This window comes from Billgrantia tianxiuensis (assembly GCF_009834345.1).
Taxonomy (GTDB): domain Bacteria; phylum Pseudomonadota; class Gammaproteobacteria; order Pseudomonadales; family Halomonadaceae; genus Halomonas; species Halomonas tianxiuensis.
This window is the reverse complement of record NZ_CP035042.1, coordinates 315,199-332,660: the sequence shown is the minus strand read 5'-3', so window position 1 is coordinate 332,660 and position 17,462 is coordinate 315,199. Positions and strand designations below refer to the sequence as shown.

Here is a 17,462-nt window from a genome sequence, read left to right as displayed (position 1 = left end):
GTTGTCTCCTTCGTCTCTTCACGCGACACATGTCGCAGGTTTAGAACCGACCTTTACTGTCACACCAGGCTCATTGGCTGCATCGAGCTCGCTGAACTGCATGATGGAAAGTCGGTATCTGGATTCCAGTATCTTCACCAGACTCATGATGTGATTGAACTCTTCGTCTTCCGCCAGGAAGTCGATGCCGAACATGTCGATGCCGAGGCAGGCCACTTCGTAGGTTTTTTCCACGCGCAGGAAGGCGGTGACATTGCGCCTCAATTCACCGGCGTCATGTAACACCTTCGAGTCGGAAGCCACTCTCAGCACCAGTCGCCAATGTTTCATTTCCGCGTTCTCCAGCCGTCTGGAAAGACTATGGCCAGCGCCGATCGGCAACACCAATGACTAGTGCAAATAGGGGCATTGGCATCGGCAATGCCACGCAGAGGGGGCCGCGCCATGCCGGATTCAGGCGTGAGCGCAAGCAGGGCAGGCGGGCAGACGGGCAGACAGGCAGGCGCAGCAGCCTGGCGGCCGCCGCGTCAGCGAGAGACGAGGGAGAGCGGAGCTGGGGTCAGCCCCGGTCATGTTCATGAAGCGCACCACCTGCACGTCGCCATCGGTGGTGAAGTGGTGGCGTTCGGGTTTCTTCTGCATGGCAGCGACGATGGCGGCCTTGAGCCGCTCGAGGTCGCCGGGGTGGCGACGCATCACCGCTCGCAGGTCGACGGAGTGCTCGTTGCCCAGGCACAGCAGCAGGCGGCCCTCGGCGGTGACGCGCACGCGGTTGCAGGCGGCACAGAAGTTGTGGCTGTGGGGCGAGATAAAGCCGACCCGGATGTCCGAGTCAATCATCCGAAAATAGCGCGACGGCCCCAGGGAGGTTTCGGTGGTGGGCAGCAGCGCGTGGCGCGCCTCGATGGCGGCACGCACCGTATCGCTTCCGCAGAAGGTCTCGCCGCGGTCGTGGCTCATGTTCTGGCCCAGCGGCATCTCCTCGATGAAGCTGATGTCCACCTGCTCCGCTCGCGCGAATTCCACCAGGTCGAGCACTTCGTCGTCGTTGCGCCCCTTGAGGATCACCGCGTTGAGCTTGATGCGCCCGAAACCGGCTTCGCGAGCGGCGCGGATGCCGTCGATGACTCGCGCCAGGTCGCCGGTGCGGGTCAGGGCGCGGAAGCGCTCGGGGTCGAGCGAGTCGAGGCTGACGTTGAGCCGCTTGAGGCCGCCCCGGTAGAGGGCGCGGGCGTGCTTGACGAGCCCGGCGCCGTTGGTGGTCATGCCGAAGTCGCGCAGCCCCGGCAGCGCGCCGAGTTCGGCCACCAGCTCCGCGATGCCGCGGCGCACCAGGGGCTCGCCGCCGGTGAGGCGGATCTTCTCCACGCCCAGCTCGACGAAGGCCCGCGACAGGGTGGCAATCTCCTCCAGGGTCAGCAGCCTGGCCCGGGGCAGGAAGGTCATCTCCTCGGCCATGCAGTAGACGCAGCGAAAGTCGCAGCGGTCGGTGACCGACAGGCGGACGTAGCGCACGGTGCGGCCGAAGCCGTCGGTCAGGCTCATGGGGTCTTCTCCGCGTGGGCCACGGCGTTCATTGGTAGACGGGCGATCAGCTCACCGACCTGTTCGGCCACCTCGTTGACGGTTTCGTCGTCGTAGCGCTGGCCACGCCGCTTGCGAAAGCCCTGCTCGTAGAGCTTGACGTGTTCGGTGGCGCTCACTCCGGCCCGGGCCAGACAGTGGGTGACGCAGTGCATTTGGCAGCCGTCGATGGCAACGATGGGCCGCCCGGAGCGGGCAATGCGCACCAGGCCCGGAACGCCGCCGCCGACACCGGAGATGCACGACATCTCGGCCACGCCGGTGTGGTCGAGCCGCACGGCCACGTCGTTGGCCAACTGCGCCACATCGGAGCAGCCGGAGCAGGAGTAGACCAGGGTGCGAGGTTTGTTCGCGGTTCGGGACATGAACCCTCCCTTCATTGCAACGCGCGGCCCCGCGCCGACGACCTCAGTCGTCGGCCAGCATGGCGTCGCGCAGCTTCTGCTCGTCGAGTACCGTCAGGCGCTGGCGGTCGATGCCGATCACGCCGCCGTCGCGCAGTTTGGCCAAGAGCCGCGACAAGGTCTCCGGCGTCATGGCCAACTGGGCGGCCAGCCAGCGCTTGGGGATCGACAGCCGCACCACCCGCGGGCTCTTGCTGCGCCCCGGCGGCAACTGGCGCAGGATGTAGCTGACCAGCCGCGACATGGCGTCGGCCTGGGTCAGCAGCGCCAGGTCCTCGAGACGTTCGGTGAGTTCCAGCGCCAGCCGGCTCATGAACTCGGCGCGACAGGCCGGCTGGCGATCCATGATCTCGCGACAGCGCTGGGCGGGAATCGCCAGCACATGAGTACGCCGCAGCGCTTCGGCGGAGTAGAGATAGACGCCGGCGCTGGAGACCATGCTCAGCTCACCCAGGGTGCCGCCGCGCTCGACGCTGCGGATGGTGGCCAGGCGACCGTCACCCGCGCTGCGCGCCAGCCGCACCGCGCCATTGATGACGATGTAGAGCCAATGCGCCGGCGCATCCTGACGGAACAGCCATTCGCGGGTCTTGAGCGTCTTGAGCTCGGTGTCCTCGAGCAGCGCGGTGACTTCATCCTCTTCCAGTTCACCCAGCCACGGCACGCCCTGCACCAGCTCGCGCAGCTGCTTGGGCTTGAACAGCAGGTCAGTCGACGAACTGTCCGGCGGGTAGATAGGGGTATTCATGACCTTCCTCCACGTCGGTATCGGCGGCCATCATCAGATAACCGTGCGCCTGGCTGGCGGCATGCAGCATGTGGGAGCCCTGCCCGCCCGCCAGCAATGCCAGCGGGCCCTCGCCCTGCCAGTCGAGCGTGACCCGCAGCAGCTCGCGCCGTCCCGGACTGCCCCGCCGCGAGAAGCCGGCACGGACGCGGTACTGCTGCAGCGCCTCGACGGTGCGCCCCTGGCACCCCTGAACGAAGGGCCGAGCCAGCAGATGCCAGCCCACCAGCGAGGCCACGGGATTGCCCGGCAGCCCGATCAGCGGCACGCCTTCGGGCGAGCCGTTGTCGAGGTAGCCGAAGGCGAACGGCTTGCCCGGCTTGATCGCCACGCCATGGAACCAGAGCCCGCCGAGCTCCTCCAGCACTGGCCTGACGTGGTCCTCCTCGCCGACCGAGACACCGCCGGTGCAGACCACCAGGTCGGCGCCGTCGCGGGCGGCGACGAACGCCTTCCGCAGCGCCGCGGGTCATCGGCGATCACGCCCAGGTCGAGCACGACACAGTCGGCCTGCTCCAGTAGCGCCTTGAGCATGACCCGATTGCTGTCGTACACCCGCCCGGGGGCGAACGGCTCGCCCGGCTCGATCAGCTCGTCGCCGGTGGAGATCAGCGCCACCCTGAACCGCGGCAGTACCGGCACCTCGGCGATGCCCTGGCTCGCCAGCAGCGCCAACGCCGCCGCGTTGAGCGTGCAGCCCGCCGCCAGCAGGGGGTCGCCCTCACGGTACTCCTCGCCGCGCCGGCGGATGTTGGCACCGAGCTTGGCTTCGCCGACGACGTGCACCCGCCCCGCTTCGTCCAGGCGAACCCGCTCCTGGGGCACCACGCAGTCGGCGCCTTCGGGCACCGGTGCGCCGGTGAAGATGCGTGCGCAGCCGCCCTCGGGCAGTGTTTCCACGCCGGCCCCGGCCGGTACCCGCAGCACCACCGGCAGGCCGGCATCGCTCAGTTCTGCGGCGCGCAGGGCATAGCCGTCCATCGCGCTGTTATCGATGCCGGGCATGTCGAGCCGCGCGCGCAGGTCGCGGGCTAGCACCCGGCCGGCCGCCTGCTCGAGTGCCACGAGCTCCTCGCCCTGGACCGGCTCGGCAGCGGCGATCAGGCGCGCCCGGGCCACCTCCAGGTCGAGCAGGCCCTTGGCCAGGGTGCCACAGCTCATGCACTCACTCCTTGACCCTGGTCACACATTGCCTGCGCTTCGCGCGAAACGCAGGCCTGCTGCTCGGGCATGACCATGGCGACGAAGTTGCACGGCCGGGTGCGTGCGTCAAGCTGGCTCTCGAGGATACCATCCCAGGCGGTGGCACAGGCCTTGGGCGAGCCCGGCATGGCGAAGATCAGGGTACGGTTGGCCACCCCGCCCACCGCCCGCGACTGCACGGTGGAGGTGCCGATGCTGTCGAAGGAGAGCTGGCGGAACAGCTCGCCGTAGCCGTCGATGGCGCGATCGAACAGCGGGGCGAGCGCCTCGGGCGTGGTATCGCGCAGAGTGAAGCCGGTACCGCCGTTGACCAGGATCACCTGGATGTCGTCGCGCACCACCCACTTCGAGACCACCGCACGGATGCGGTAGATGTCGTCGGGCACGATGCGTCGCTCGACCAGCGCGTGGCCGGCCTCGGAGAGGCGCTCGCTGAGCAGGTCGCCGCTGCCGTCGCGGTCGAAGCCGCGGGTATCGGAGACGGTCAGCACACTGATGCCGAGCGGCACGAAGCGGGCGTTGGCGTGAACGTGGGACATGGACTCCTCCTATTGCATCAGGCTGCCGGCGGCGTTGTCGTCGAGCTCCACCCCTTCCACGCCGATCTCTTCTTCCAGCGCCAGCAGGTAGTGGCGCAGGGCGCGGCGCGTGGCCTGCTCGCGCAGGGTGTGGCGAACGCGCTCGGCGACCTGCTCGAAGGGCAGGCGCTGGCCGCCTTGGCGCTCGTCGATGCTGACCAGGTGCCAGCCGTAGCGCGAGGCCAGCGGACGGTCATGCAGCCCTTGGGGCAGGTGCTGCAGGGCGCGGTCGAGCTCGGCCACGGTCTGCCCCTGGGCCAACCAGCCCAGCTCGCCGCCCTCGCTCTTCGACGGACAGGCGGAGTGGCGCATGGCGAACTCGGTGAAACGCTCGGGGATCGCCCGGAGTTCCTCGAGCAGCGTTTCGCCCAGGCGGTACTGGGCGTCGCGCGTCTCGGCGTCGTCGGGGGCGGCAGCCAGCAGGATATGGCGCACTTTGAGCCGGGTCGGTGTGCTGAAGCGCTCGGGGTCGGCGTCGAAGAAGCGGCGGCAGGCCTCCTCCTCGGGCTCCGGGACGTCCAGCTCCCGTTCCAGCAGGGCGGCGATGGCGGCATCGTGCACGCCTTCGTCACGGGAGTCCGCGCTCAGCAGACCGAGTTCGACGGCGCGCTGGCGCAGCAGCTCGCGAACCACCAGGGCGCGGGCGGCCGAGAGCTGCGCCTCGGAAGCGGTCGCCGCCGGGTGGTACTGCATCTCGCGGGCGATGCTCTCTTCGTCGATCGCCTTGCCGCCGACCTTGACGGGCGGCGGAGCGTAGCGACCCGGCAGCTGTGCGATCTCGATCATTTGCATGGTGCTAATCCTCAAACTTCATGACTCGGCCGGCTTAGTGAGCGGGGGCTGTTCCGGCGGCAGGCCGGCGAGGAGGCGCTGTGAACCCATCCCTGGGCGCTACTTTTGCCATCCATGGCAAAAGACCTCCTCTTCGGCCTGCCCCGGCGCCCCCAGCCCTGCCTCCGGCGTCCCAAAACTTTGTTGCTCCGAGGCATGCGAAGCTGAGCGAGCGATGGCCAGACTAGGCGGAGATCGACGAAAAAGCGGAGTTTACGTGTTTGTAAATGAGCATTTTAAGTCGATCTCCAACAACGTCTGGCCGAGCGCAGCCAGCTTTTACCTCAAGCCCGGCGGCGGACGATTTGGTAACGCCTGGTCACATAGCCCATCGGCGCGCTCCACACGTGAACCAGACGGGTGAAGGGGAACACCAGCACGATCGTCAGGCCGACCAGGATGTGCAGCTTGTAGATCCAGCTCACGCCTTCCAGGTGAGCAGCAGCCCCGCCCTGGAAGTAGACGATCGACTGCGCCCAGCCGGAGAACTGCAGCATCTTGCTACCGTCCAGGTGGCCCAGGGTGGGCAGGATGGTGAGCAGGCCGAGCGCCACCTGAAGCACCAGCAGGCCGATGATCACGGTGTCCATGGTGCTGGAGGAGGCGCGCACCCGCGGGTTGGTCAGGCGGCGATAGAACAGCATGGCGCCGCCCACCAGGCACATCACGCCGGCGATGCCGCCAACCACCACGGCCAGTACCTGCTTGGTGCCGGCACTGATGAAGGGGCCGTAGAGCCAGTGCGGCGTCAGCAGGCCGACCAGGTGGCCGAAGAAGATAGTGATGATGCCGATATGGAACAGGTTGCTGGCCAGGCGCATGTTCTTCGACGACAGCATCTGGCTCGAGCCGGTCTTCCAGGTGTACTGGCCATGGTCGTAGCGCATCAGGCTGCCGATCAGGAAGACGCTGCCGGCGAGGTAGGGGTAGAGCCCGAACAGCAGGGAATCGAGGTAGTTCATGAATGAGCTCATGACAGGTCTCCGTTAATGTTTCTTGGCGGCATCGACGGGGTCGAGGATACGAATCGCCTCGCCCTGCACCTGCCGCTTGCGCTCGGCCAAGCGCCGGCCTTCGGCGGACTGCAGCGCGCAGTCCTCGTCGGACTTGGCGGAGAAGCGCACCGCCTCCTCCTCCCACACCGCATCCAGCGCTTCGGGGGTGTCGTCGCGCTTCTCGCTGGCCACCGCCTGACGGCTTGCCTCGATGTCGTCCTCGGCGTCGATCAGCGCCAGCAGCGCGCGGGTGACCAGGGCCTGGTCGGCGCCGCGCTCTTCCAGGCGTGCGGTGAGCAACGCCAGGATGTGACGGATCTCGCCCAGCCAGCGGCCGATCTCCTCGTCGCTGCGAGTGGAGAGGTACTCCAGGAACAGCGGCAGGTAGTCGGGCAACTCGCGGGCGTCGAGCTCGAAGCCGGCGGCCTTGTACTCGTCGATCAGGTCGACCATGGCCTGGCCGCGGTCGCGGGATTCGCCGTGCACGTGTTCGAACAGCAGCAGCGAGTGGGCGCGGCCCTTGTCGAACAATGCGACGTACTCGGACTGCAGCTCGAGCAGGTCGGCATCAAAGATACGTTGGCACCAGCTCATCAGGTCGCCGCGCAGCACCGCCGGCAGGCGGCGCTCGGCGTCGAGCGCCTCGATCAGCTCGCCCACCGCGCCCTGCAGCGCCTCGGTGGGGTAGTCCAGCAGGCGGGCCAGCACGCGCAGGCTGCGCATGCCGAACTCCGGCTGAATCATCGCCTCTTGGGGCATCTGGAGTGCTGCATCAGCCATGGTGAGTCTCCTTGGCGCCGGTTTTCGGGTCGAACACGGTGGCCGGCTTGACCAGCGCGCTGGTCTGCTTGCGGCCGTTGAACAGGCTCGGCTTGCTCTCGCCGTGGCAGCCGTCGCCGAAGCTGAAGCCGCACCCGCCGCGCTCGGGGAACGCTTCGGTGGCCATCTCGCGGTGGCTGGTGGGGATCACGAAGCGATCCTCGTAGTTGGCGATGGCCAGGTAGCGGTACATCTCCTCCACCTGGGCCTCGCTGAGGTCGACGGCGTCGAGCACGGCGGTATCGACCTTGCCTTCGACGTGCTTGTTACGCATGTAGACGCGCATCGCCATCAGCCGCTTGAGCGCCAGCACCACGGGCTCTTCCTCACCGGCGGTGAGCATGTTGGCCAGGTAGCGCACCGGGATGCGCAGCGACTCGATCTTGGGCAGCACGCCGTCATACTTGTCTCTCTCAAGGTCGCCGGCCTCGAAGGCCGACTGGATCGGCGAGAGCGGTGGTACGTACCAGACCATCGGCAGGGTGCGGTACTCGGGGTGCAGCGGCAGCGCCAGCCCCCAGTCCATGGCCATCTTGTAGACCGGGCTCTCCTGAGCGGCCTTGATCACGTTGTCCGGAATGCCGTCCTTCCTGGCCTGCTCGATCACCTCGGGGTCGTGGGGGTCGAGAAAGATCTCGCACTGGCGGCGGTAGAGGTCGCGTACGTCCGGCGAGCTGGCCACTTCCTCGATGCGATCGGCATCGTAGAGCAGCACGCCGAGGTAGCGGATACGGCCCACGCAGGTCTCGGAGCACACGGTCGGCATGCCCGCCTCGATGCGCGGGTAGCAGAAGATGCACTTCTCGGACTTGCCGGTCTTCCAGTTGTAGTAGATCTTCTTGTACGGGCAGCCGGAGATGCACATCCGCCAGCCGCGGCACTTGTCCTGGTCGATCAGGACGATGCCGTCCTCCTCACGCTTGTAGATCGCGCCGCTCGGGCACGAGGCCACGCACGCCGGGTTGAGGCAGTGCTCGCACAGGCGCGGCAGGTACATCATGAAGGTGTTCTCGAACTGGCCGTAGATGTCGGCCTGCACCTGCTCGAAGTTCTTGTCGCGGCGGCGCTTGGCGAACTCGGTGCCGAGGATCTCCTCCCAGTTCGGGCCCCATTCGATCTTCTTCATGCGCTCGCCGGAGACCAGCGAACGGGGACGCGCCACCGGCTGATGATCGCCCTGCTTGGCGGTATGCAGGTGCTGGTAGTCGAAGTCGAACGGCTCGTAGTAATCGTCGATCTCGGGCAGGTCGGGGTTGGCGAAGATGTTCGCCAGCACCCGCCACTTGCCGCCGATGCGCGGCTCGATCTTGCCGTCGCGGCGACGCATCCAGCCGCCCTTCCACTTGTCCTGGTTCTCCCACTCCTTGGGATAGCCGATACCGGGCTTGGTCTCGACGTTGTTGAACCAGGCATATTCCATGCCTTCACGGCTGGTCCAGACGTTCTTGCAGGTGACCGAGCAGGTGTGACAGCCGATGCACTTGTCGAGGTTGAGGACCATGCCTACCTGGGAACGAATCTTCATTTCACGGTCTCCTGCACGCTGTCGTTGCCTTCGCCATCCAGCCAGTCGACGTTCTTCATCTTGCGGATGAGGACGAATTCATCGCGGTTGGAGCCAACGGTGCCGTAGTAGTTGAAGCTGTAAGAGAGCTGCGCGTAGCCGCCGATCATGTGGGTCGGCTTCGGGCACACCCGGGTCACGGAGTTGTGCATGCCGCCGCGGGTCTTGGTGACCTCGGAGCCCGGCACGTTCACCTGGCGCTCCTGGGCGTGGTACATCATCACCATGCCGGCCTTGACCCGCTGGCTGACGATGGCTCGCGCGGTGATCGCGCCGTTGGCGTTGAACAGCTCGATCCAGTCGTTGTCCTCGATGCCGATCTCCTGGGCGTCGGTCTCCGACATCCACACCACCGGACCGCCACGGTTGAGGGTCAGCATCAGCAGGTTGTCGCTGTAGGTGGAGTGGATGCCCCACTTCTGGTGCGGGGTGATCCAGTTCAGCGCCTTGGTCGGGTTGCCGTTATCCTCGGGCATCTGGAATCCCGTCACCGTCTTGGTGTTGATCGGCGGGCGGTAGACCAGCAGGCTCTCGCCGAAGGCGCGCATCCAGGGGTGATCCTGGTAGAACTGCTGGCGGCCGCTGACGGTACGCCACGGGATCAGCTCGTGCACGTTGGTATAGCCGGCGTTGTAGGAGACGTGCTCGTCCTCCAGGCCGGACCAGGTCGGACTCGAGATGATCTTGCGCGGCTGGGCCACGATGTCGCGGAAGCGGATCTTCTCCTCGTGCTTGGGCGTGGCCAGGTGGGTGTGGTCGCGTCCGGTGATCTTGGACAGCGCATCCCACGCCTTGACCGCCACGTTGCCGTTGGTTTCCGGCGCCAGGGTCAGGATCATCTCGGCGGCATCGATCGCGGTCTCGATCTTCGGCCGGCCCTTGGCGGGACCTTCGCTCTTGCGGTAGTTGAGCTTGCCGAGCAGCTCGACCTCGGATTCGGTGTTCCAGGCGATGCCCTTGCCGCCGTTGCCGATGGTCTCGAGCAGCGGACCCACGGAGGTGAAGCGCTCATAGGTCTCGGGGTAGTTGCGCTTGACCTCGATCAGCGCCGGCATGGTCTTGCCGGGGATCGGCTCGCACTCGCCCTTCTTCCAGTCCTTCACTTCGGGCTGGGCCAGCTCGGCCGGGGAGTCGTGCTGGTGCGGCAGGGTGACCAGGTCGGTCTCCTCGCCCAGATGGCCCACGCACACTTCGGAGAAGGCCTTGGCGATGCCCTTGTAGATGTCCCAGTCGCTGCGCGACTCCCACGCCGGGTCGGTGGCCGCGGTCAGCGGGTGGATGAACGGGTGCATGTCCGAGGTGTTGAGGTCGTTCTTCTCGTACCAGGTGGCCGTCGGCAGCACCACGTCGGAGTAGAGACAGGTGGAGGACATGCGGAAGTCGAGCGTGACCACTAGGTCGAGCTTGCCCTCCGGCGCCTCGTCGTGCCACTTCACCTCTTGCGGCTTCTGGCCGCCCATTTCGCCCAGGTCCTTGCCCTGGATACCGTGACGGGTACCCAGCAGGTACTTGAGCATGTACTCGTGGCCCTTGCCCGAGCTGCCCAGCAGGTTGGAACGCCACACGAACAGGTTGCGCGGGAAATTCTGCGGGCTGTCCGGATCCTCGGCGGCGAACGCCAGCTCGCCGCTCTTGAGCTGCTGTACGGCATAGTCCTTGGTCGACATGCCCGCTTCGGCGGCCGGCTTGGCCAGGCGCAGCGGGTTGGTGCCGAGCTGCGGCGCGGAGGGCAGCCAGCCCATGCGCTCGGAGCGCACGTTGAAGTCGATCAGGCTGCCGCTGTACTGGCTGGCATCGGCCAGCGGCGAGAGGATCTCCTTGACCTCGAGCTTCTCGTAGCGCCACTGGGAGGAGTGGTTGTAGAAGAACGAGGTGGAGTTCATGTGGCGCGGCGGGCGCTGCCAGTCGAGGCCGAAGGCCAGCGGGGTCCAGCCGGTCTGCGGGCGCAGCTTCTCCTGACCCACGTAGTGGGCCCAGCCGCCGCCGCTCTGGCCGATACAGCCGCACATGACCAGCATGTTGATCAGGCCGCGGTAGTTCATGTCCATGTGGTACCAGTGGTTCATCGCGGCACCCACGATGACCATGGAGCGGCCCCGGGTCTTGTCGGCGTTATCGGCGAACTCACGGGCGATACGGGCGACCTGCTCGGCGGGCACGCCAGTGATCTTCTCCTGCCAGGCCGGGGTGTAGGGGCGAATCTGGTCGTAGGAGGTGGCGCCGTCGTCTTCGCCCTCTTTGCCGAAGCCGCGGTCGATGCCGTAGTTGGCGCACATCAGGTCGAACACGGTGACGGCGAGAATGTCAGCGCCGTCGGCCTTGGTCAGGCGCTTGGCGGGCAGGCTGTGGAACAGCAGTTCGTTGCCGGCCACGTGATCGAAGTGCTCGTGGGCGATGCCGCCGAAGTAGGGGAACGCCACCTTGGCCACGTCGTCGTGGTTCTCGGCCAGGGTCAGCAGCGGCTTGATCTCGGCGCCGCTGGCATCGCGCTCCTCGAGGTTCCACTTGCCCTGGTTCTCCTCCTTCTCGCCCCAGCGGAAGCCGATGGAACCGTTGGGCACGACGAGGCGGTCGGACAGCTCGTCCCAGGCCACGGTCTTCCATTCGGGGTTGTTGTCCTGGCCCATGGCGCCTTCGAAGTCGCTGGCGCGCAGCTGCTTGCCGGGCACGAAGCTACCGTCCTCGCGAGCCTCGAGCTCGACCAGGAAGGGCATGTCGGAGTACTTGCGCACGTACTCGGTGAAGTAGGCGCTGGGCTTGTCGAGGTGGAACTCCTTGAGGATCACGTGGCCCATGGCCATGCCCAGCGCGGCGTCGGTGCCCTGCTTGACCGACAGCCACTCGTCGGTGAGCTTGGAGACCTCGGCGTAGTCCGGGGTGATGGAGACGGTCTTGGTGCCCTTGTAGCGCACCTCGGTGAAGAAGTGGGCGTCGGGGGTGCGGGTCTGGGGTACGTTGGACCCCCAGGCGATGATGTAGCCGGAGTTGTACCAGTCGGCCGACTCGGGCACGTCGGTCTGCTCGCCCCAGGTCTGGGGGCTCGCCGGCGGCAGGTCACAGTACCAGTCGTAGAAGCTCATGCACACGCCGCCGATCAACGACAGGTAGCGGCTGCCCGCAGCGTAGCTGACCATCGACATGGCGGGAATCGGCGAGAAGCCGATGATGCGGTCGGGGCCGTACTGCTTGGCGGTGTAGACGTTGGACGCGGCGATCAGCTCGTTGAGCTCGTCCCAGTTGGCACGCACGAAGCCGCCCATGCCGCGAGCGCGCTTGTACTGCTTGGTCTTGGCCGGGTCGGAAACGATGGAAGCCCAGGCGTCGACCGGGTCGCCGTGCTGCTGCTTGGCCTCGCGCCACAGCTTGAGCAGCGGCTTGCGGATCAGCGGGTACTTGAGGCGGTTGGCACTGTACATGTACCAGGAGTAGCTGGCACCGCGCGGGCAGCCCCGCGGCTCATGGTTGGGCAGGTCCGGGCGGGTGCGCGGGTAGTCGGTCTGCTGGGTTTCCCAGGTGACCAGTCCGTTCTTGACGTAGATCTTCCAGCTGCAGGAGCCGGTGCAGTTCACGCCATGAGTGGAGCGCACGATCTTGTCGTGCTGCCAGCGCTGGCGGTAACCGTCCTCCCAGCCACGGGACTCCTCACGGGTCTCGCCATGGTCGTTGGCGAAAGGCTCGCGCGCCTTGCGGAAGAAATTCAGCCGATCTAAGAAGTGACTCATGGTCGATCTCCAGGCTTCTTGAAGTGTTGCGTGGCACCCGGGCCACCCCGCCTGCCGTGTCGTGCGACGTGATCCACACGACCGCCGGGGCAGGTTCTTGAAGCGAAGTCTGGAGCATCGAAAAGCGGATTACTGCCAGGTTACCTCCATATACACCCCCTCTACCCACAAGGTGATAGACCGCCCGGTCAAAGGGGGTTAGTCCGCCTGGCGGGGCGACTCGCGACAACTCCGCGGCGCTCGGCGTCAACTCCCGTCCTTCCCGCCGCGCCACACTGCTCCTCGTCGATCCCCCGTGCGAGGAGCCCCCCATGAACCGCAACGTCATCCTGACCTGTGCCATCACCGGCGCCGGCGACACCGTCGCCAAGAGCCCCCATGTGCCCGTCACCCCCAAGCAGATCGCCGAGGCCGCCATCGAGGCCGCCAAGGCCGGCGCCAGCGTGGCGCACCTGCATGTGCGCGACCCCGAGACCGGCGCCATCAGCCACTCCCTGGACCACTTCCGCGAGGTCGTGGAGCGCATCCGTGAGGCGGACACCGATATCGTCATCAACCTCACCGCCGGCGGCGGCGGCGATTGGGTCCCCGATGCTGCCGACCCCACCCGCGGCGGCCCAGGCACCGACATCCAGACCCCGGCCGAGCGACACGCCCCGGTGGGCGAGCTCTTGCCCGAGCTGTGCACCCTGGACTGCGGCAGCCTCAACTTCGGCGATATGGTCTATGTGAACCCCGCCGACTGGCTGCGCGAACACGCCCGCCTGGTGCAGGCCGCCGGGGTCAAGCCGGAGCTGGAGTGCTTCGATCTGGGCCATGTGTGGTTCGCCCGCCAGTTGCAGCAGGAGGGACTGCTCGACGGCGACCCGCTGTTCCAACTCTGCCTGGGTATTCCCTGGGGCGCCGAGGCGGATACCGAGACCATGCTGGCCATGCGCAGCAAGCTGCCGGCGAACGCCAACTGGGCGGCCTTCGGCATCGGCCGCCAGCAGATGCCCATGGTGGCCCAGGCGGTGCTGCTGGGCGGCCATGCCCGGGTCGGCCTGGAGGACAACCTCTATCTGGAGAAGGGGTGCTGGCCACCAACGGCCAACTGGTGGAGCGCGCCCGCACCCTGATCAAGAACCTCGGCGCCCGGGTGATGACGCCTGCCGAGACCCGCGCCCATCTGGGACTGCGCGATCCGCATAGCGGCCGCATCGTTGAGAAAGTTGCGGGGGGTGTCGCATGAGTCAGCGTCTCGCCGTGATCGGCACCGGAGTGATCGGCAACGGCTGGATCGCCCGCGCCCTGGCCCAAGGGTGGGAGGTGGTGGCCTTCGACCCGGCCCCCGATGCCCCGCGCGCACCCGGGCCTTCGTCGACAACGCCTGGCCAGCCCTCGAACGCCTGGGCCTGGCCAAGGGCGCCAGCCCCGCGCGGCTCTCCTTCGCGGAGAGCCTGGAGATCGCCGTCGAAGGCGCCACCCTGATCCAGGAAAACGTCCCCGAGCGCCTCGAGCTCAAGCGCGAGATCCTCGCCGCCCTGGACGCCGCGGCGGCGCCCGAGGTGCTGATCGGTTCATCGACGTCCGGCTTCAAGCCCAGCGACCTGCAGCGTGACTGCACCCGAGCCCCGGGACGGGTGATCGTCGCCCACCCCTTCAACCCGGTCTACCTGCTGCCGCTGGTGGAACTGGTGGGCGGCGCAGCCACCGAGCCCGAGCAGCTCGATGCGGCCCGGAGGCTCTATCGGGAACTCGAGATGCGCCCGCTGGTGGTGCGCCGCGAGATCGAGGGGCACCTCGCCGACCGCCTGATGGAGGCGCTGTGGCGCGAGGCGCTGCACCTGGTCAACGACGGCGTGGCCACCACCGAGGAGGTAGACGCCGCCGTGGTCTACGGCTGCGGCCTGCGCTGGTCGCTGATGGGCACCTTCCTCACCTTCCACCTGGCCGGCGGCGAAGCCGGCATGCGCCATATGCTCGAGCAGTTCGGCCCGGCCCTGAAGCTGCCCTGGACCAAGCTCGAGGCCCCCGAGCTCAGCGACGAGCTGATCGACAAGGTGGTCGAAGGCTGCGAGTACCAGGCCGCCGGCCGCCCGGTGAGCGAACTCGACCGTCGCCGCGACGACTTCCTGGTGGAACTGCTCAGCCTGGTGCAGAAATACTGGCCGGAAGCCGAAGGCCTGGAGGGGCGCATCTGATGCAGATTCTGGAAACCCGCGTCGCCCCGGCGTGGGTCGACTACAACGGCCATATGAACGATGCCGAATACGCCAGGGTCTTGTCCCTGGCGGTGGAGGCGCTGATGGATCATATCGGCCTGGACGCCGCCGGCCGCGATCGCCACCGCTATACGCTCTACACCCTGGAAACCCATCTCTGCTATCGCCGCGAGGCCCACGAAGGCCAGCCGCTGCGGGTCACGCTGACCCTGCTCGACCGCGACGCCAAGCGGCTGCATGTCTTCTTCGAGATGCAGGACGCCGAAGGCAACCTGCTGGCCACCAGCGAGCAGATGCTGATGGGCGTGAGCCGCGAGAGCAGCCGCCCCGACGCTTTCCCTCCCGCCGTGGCCGAGACCATCGCCGCGCTGCCCCAGGCCAAGCCCGGTGCCTGGCCGGCGCTCGCCGGGCGCACCATCAGCATAAGGCGCTGAGCGGATGGATATCGAGGCCTTTATCCGGCGCTTCGCCGCAGGATTGAGCGATCTGGAGGGCGTGCCCCTGGCAGTGGCGCGCCCGCGCTACGAGGCCCTCTGCGCCAGCTTCGCCCCACCCGATCCAGCGGGAATGCGGGTCGAGGACAGCGCCTGCGGCGGCGTGGTGGTGCGTCGTTTTCTGCCCGATAGCGCCAAGCCCGGTACGGTACTCTTCGTGCATGGCGGCGGCTTTACCCTCGGCTCGGTGACGAGCCACCACGGGGTAGCGGCAAGCCTCGCCCAATCCCTGGGCCGCAAGGTGGTCAGCGTCGACTATCGCCTGGCCCCGGAGGCCGACTACGCGGCCATGCTCGCCGACTGCCGGGCGGTGGCCAAAGCCATCGCCCCCATCGCCCTGGTGGGCGATAGTGCCGGCGGCCGGCTGGTACTGGACCTGGCCGGGACTTGGACCCAGACCCGGGCGGACACCGTGCCGCCCCTGGGACTGATCTATCCCCCACTGGGCGCCCCCGATGCGGCCGAGCCGGGCCCGGATGCCCCGTTGCTGTCCCGGGCCGAGGTCCTCCAGTTGGGCCAGTGGGTGGCCCCCCTGCCACTCTCCCCGGCCATGCCCCCGGCGTCCCTGGTCGAGGTGCTGGCGGTGGAGCACGACCCCCTGACCCGTCCCCTCGAAGCCGCCGTGGCCGCCTGGCGCCGCCAGGGCGCCCGAGTCGGCTATCGCTGCGCGCCCGGCATGGTGCACGCCGCCCTCCACGCTCAGGCCCACCTCCCCGCCATGGGCAAGGCCTGGCAGGCGTTCTGTCGGGCCCTGGCCGGCCATCTGGCATAAGTGCCTCAGACCTGCGGCTCGTGGCGATTTCGCTTCGCCTGGTGACAAGTCTGGCGGCTCAGGCCCCCATAAGCTGAAGCGACAACAACAGCAAACACGGGCCCTGCCATGAAACACGATTATCTGACCACCCTCGCCTCGGTACTCACCGTCGGCGCCCTGCTCGGCGCCATCACCCTCTTCCCCGCCCAGTTCGAGGTCGGCCTAGAGCTGGCCAAGACCCAGGTGATCGGCAACTTCGGCTTCCTCTTCACCTACCCGGCCTTCGCCGCCTCGCTGTTCTTCCTGGTGGCCGCCGTCACTCCCCTGGGCCGCCTGCGCTTCGGCGAGGGGCCTCCGGAGTTCTCCACCCCCAGTTGGCTGGGCATGCTGTTCTCCACCGGCATGGGCATCGCCCTGCTCACCTGGGGCGTCAGCGAGCCGCGCTACCACGTCGAGGCGGGCATGAGTTCCCACGAGGCGCTGCTCACCGCCTTCAACCACTGGGGCCTCCTGGCCTGGGTCGGCTACCTGGGGGTGGGGGTGATGTTCGCTCACGCGCTCTACAACCTGAATATCACCAAGCCCGCCGAGCGCCTGCTGGGGAATGGCTTCCTCAGCCACCTCAACCTGGTGAGCCTGGTGGTGGCCACGGTGATCGGCCTGTCGCTGACCTTCTCCTACGCCAGCACGCCGCTGCGCCAGGCGCTGGCCGACGGGCTCGGCCTGGAGGTGAGCAACGCCGCCATGATCCTGACCCTGGCCGCCTTCGCCATCCTCTCCTCGGTCTCGGGGCTCCAGCGCGGCATCAAGTGGCTGAGCAACTACAACAGCGTCTTCGCCCTGACACTGATGCTGGCGGTCTTCGTGCTCACCTTCCCCGCGGAGATCCTCAAGCAGTTCACCCTGCTGCTGCCGGAGTACCTGGTGCGCTATCCGGCCATGGCCACCGATATCGGCCTCGGCGACCCCGAGCGCAAGGCCTGGCTGGCCGACTGGCTTTACGCCTTCGAGGCCTCCTGGTACGGCTGGTTCATCTTCACCGGGGTCTTCATCGCGCGCATCTCCAAGGGCCGCACCCTGCGCGAGCTGGTGCTGGGCATCCTGATCGTGCCCACCCTGCTGACCTGCTTCTGGTTCGTCACCTTCGGCCTGGCCGGGCTCGAGGCCGACGTCGAGGACGTCTTCCAACTGGTGCGCGGCCTCGACACCAGCGGGATCCTGTCGCTGGTGCTACTGCTCAATATCCTGCTGTTCTTCGTTACCAGCGCCGACTCGGCGGGCCTGGTGTGCGAGATGCTCACCGCCAAGCGCACGCGAATCTTCTGGATCCTGGCCATGGCCACCCTGGCCATCGTCATCGGCTGGCTGGGCGGCGACGTCTACCGGGTGATCCTGACCCTGATCTCGGTCACTGCCATTCCGGTGGCAATCGGCATCTTCGCCCTCACCTTCGGCTTCCTGCGCCGCGTGCTGCCGCGGCGCGCGGCCGGCCTCGAGCAGTCGCGGGACTAGTCGTGGGCGGG

14 protein-coding genes and 3 pseudogenes are annotated in these 17,462 nt (G+C 67.3%); 5 read left to right on the top strand and 12 right to left on the bottom strand.

Features of this window, described 5'->3' with window-relative positions; all coding sequences use genetic code 11:
• Positions 1-18: 18 nt before the first annotated feature.
• The 12 genes and pseudogenes from EKK97_RS01520 to EKK97_RS01470 form a co-directional block, all read right to left on the bottom strand.
• Positions 19-330 carry a hypothetical protein gene (locus tag EKK97_RS01520; RefSeq protein ID WP_159548247.1) on the bottom strand — a complete coding sequence of 104 codons (312 nt, stop codon included), beginning with the start codon at positions 328-330 and terminating at the stop codon, positions 19-21.
• A 123-nt stretch (positions 331-453) separates the two neighbouring features.
• Positions 454-1,545 carry a GTP 3',8-cyclase MoaA gene (gene moaA / locus EKK97_RS01515; protein WP_236551347.1) on the bottom strand — a complete coding sequence of 364 codons (1,092 nt, stop codon included), beginning with the start codon at positions 1,543-1,545 and terminating at the stop codon, positions 454-456.
• The gene (locus EKK97_RS01510; protein ID WP_159548245.1) at positions 1,542-1,949 is read right to left on the bottom strand and encodes a putative zinc-binding protein; all 408 of its coding nucleotides are present in this window, start codon (positions 1,947-1,949) and stop codon (positions 1,542-1,544) included. The genes moaA and EKK97_RS01510 overlap by 4 nt, the downstream gene beginning before the upstream one ends.
• 43 nt (positions 1,950-1,992) lie before the next feature.
• Positions 1,993-2,736, bottom strand: coding sequence for a Crp/Fnr family transcriptional regulator (locus EKK97_RS01505; RefSeq protein ID WP_159548243.1), 744 nt, complete (start codon positions 2,734-2,736; stop codon positions 1,993-1,995).
• Positions 2,696-3,001: a MoeA family protein gene (locus EKK97_RS25595; protein ID WP_340162960.1), complete on the bottom strand. Its 306-nt coding sequence runs from the start codon at positions 2,999-3,001 to the stop codon at positions 2,696-2,698. Before EKK97_RS25595 ends, EKK97_RS01505 begins: the two co-directional genes overlap by 41 nt.
• Positions 3,002-3,025: 24 nt before the next feature.
• Positions 3,026-3,936: pseudogene (locus tag EKK97_RS25590) on the bottom strand (molybdopterin molybdotransferase MoeA); the annotation flags it as partial.
• On the bottom strand, positions 3,933-4,517 hold the full coding sequence (gene moaB / locus EKK97_RS01495; protein WP_159548241.1) for a molybdenum cofactor biosynthesis protein B: 585 nt from the start codon (positions 4,515-4,517) through the stop codon (positions 3,933-3,935). The pseudogene EKK97_RS25590 and the gene moaB, both read right to left, overlap by 4 nt.
• A gap of 9 nt (positions 4,518-4,526) precedes the next feature.
• On the bottom strand, positions 4,527-5,348 hold the full coding sequence (locus EKK97_RS01490; RefSeq protein WP_159548239.1) for a peptidylprolyl isomerase: 822 nt from the start codon (positions 5,346-5,348) through the stop codon (positions 4,527-4,529).
• Positions 5,349-5,671: 323 nt separating this feature from the next.
• Positions 5,672-6,349, bottom strand: coding sequence for a respiratory nitrate reductase subunit gamma (gene narI / locus EKK97_RS01485; RefSeq protein WP_159555649.1), 678 nt, complete (start codon positions 6,347-6,349; stop codon positions 5,672-5,674).
• A 24-nt stretch (positions 6,350-6,373) separates the two neighbouring features.
• Positions 6,374-7,162 (bottom strand): nitrate reductase molybdenum cofactor assembly chaperone, encoded by a 789-nt coding sequence (narJ, locus tag EKK97_RS01480; RefSeq protein WP_159548237.1) that lies wholly within the window; start codon positions 7,160-7,162, stop codon positions 6,374-6,376.
• Positions 7,155-8,726: a nitrate reductase subunit beta gene (gene narH, locus EKK97_RS01475; protein WP_159548235.1), complete on the bottom strand. Its 1,572-nt coding sequence runs from the start codon at positions 8,724-8,726 to the stop codon at positions 7,155-7,157. The genes narJ and narH overlap by 8 nt, the downstream gene beginning before the upstream one ends.
• The gene (locus EKK97_RS01470; RefSeq protein WP_159548233.1) at positions 8,723-12,487 is read right to left on the bottom strand and encodes a nitrate reductase subunit alpha; all 3,765 of its coding nucleotides are present in this window, start codon (positions 12,485-12,487) and stop codon (positions 8,723-8,725) included. Before EKK97_RS01470 ends, narH begins: the two co-directional genes overlap by 4 nt.
• 311 nt (positions 12,488-12,798) lie before the next feature.
• Here EKK97_RS01470 and EKK97_RS01465 point away from each other — a divergent pair.
• The 5 genes and pseudogenes from EKK97_RS01465 (at position 12,799) to EKK97_RS01445 (ending at position 17,451) form a co-directional block, all read left to right on the top strand.
• Positions 12,799-13,718: pseudogene (locus EKK97_RS01465) on the top strand (beta-keto acid cleavage family enzyme).
• Positions 13,715-14,670 (top strand): annotated as a pseudogene (locus EKK97_RS01460) (L-carnitine dehydrogenase). The pseudogenes EKK97_RS01465 and EKK97_RS01460 overlap by 4 nt, the downstream one beginning before the upstream one ends.
• The gene (locus EKK97_RS01455; RefSeq protein WP_159548231.1) at positions 14,670-15,125 is read left to right on the top strand and encodes a thioesterase family protein; all 456 of its coding nucleotides are present in this window, start codon (positions 14,670-14,672) and stop codon (positions 15,123-15,125) included. Before EKK97_RS01460 ends, EKK97_RS01455 begins: the two are co-directional and overlap by 1 nt.
• 4 nt (positions 15,126-15,129) lie before the next feature.
• The gene (locus EKK97_RS01450) at positions 15,130-15,957 is read left to right on the top strand and encodes an alpha/beta hydrolase (RefSeq protein ID WP_159548229.1); all 828 of its coding nucleotides are present in this window, start codon (positions 15,130-15,132) and stop codon (positions 15,955-15,957) included.
• A gap of 108 nt (positions 15,958-16,065) precedes the next feature.
• Entirely contained in the window at positions 16,066-17,451 is a 1,386-nt protein-coding gene (locus EKK97_RS01445; RefSeq protein WP_159548227.1) for a BCCT family transporter, read from the top strand.
• The last annotated feature ends 11 nt before the right edge of the window (positions 17,452-17,462 follow it).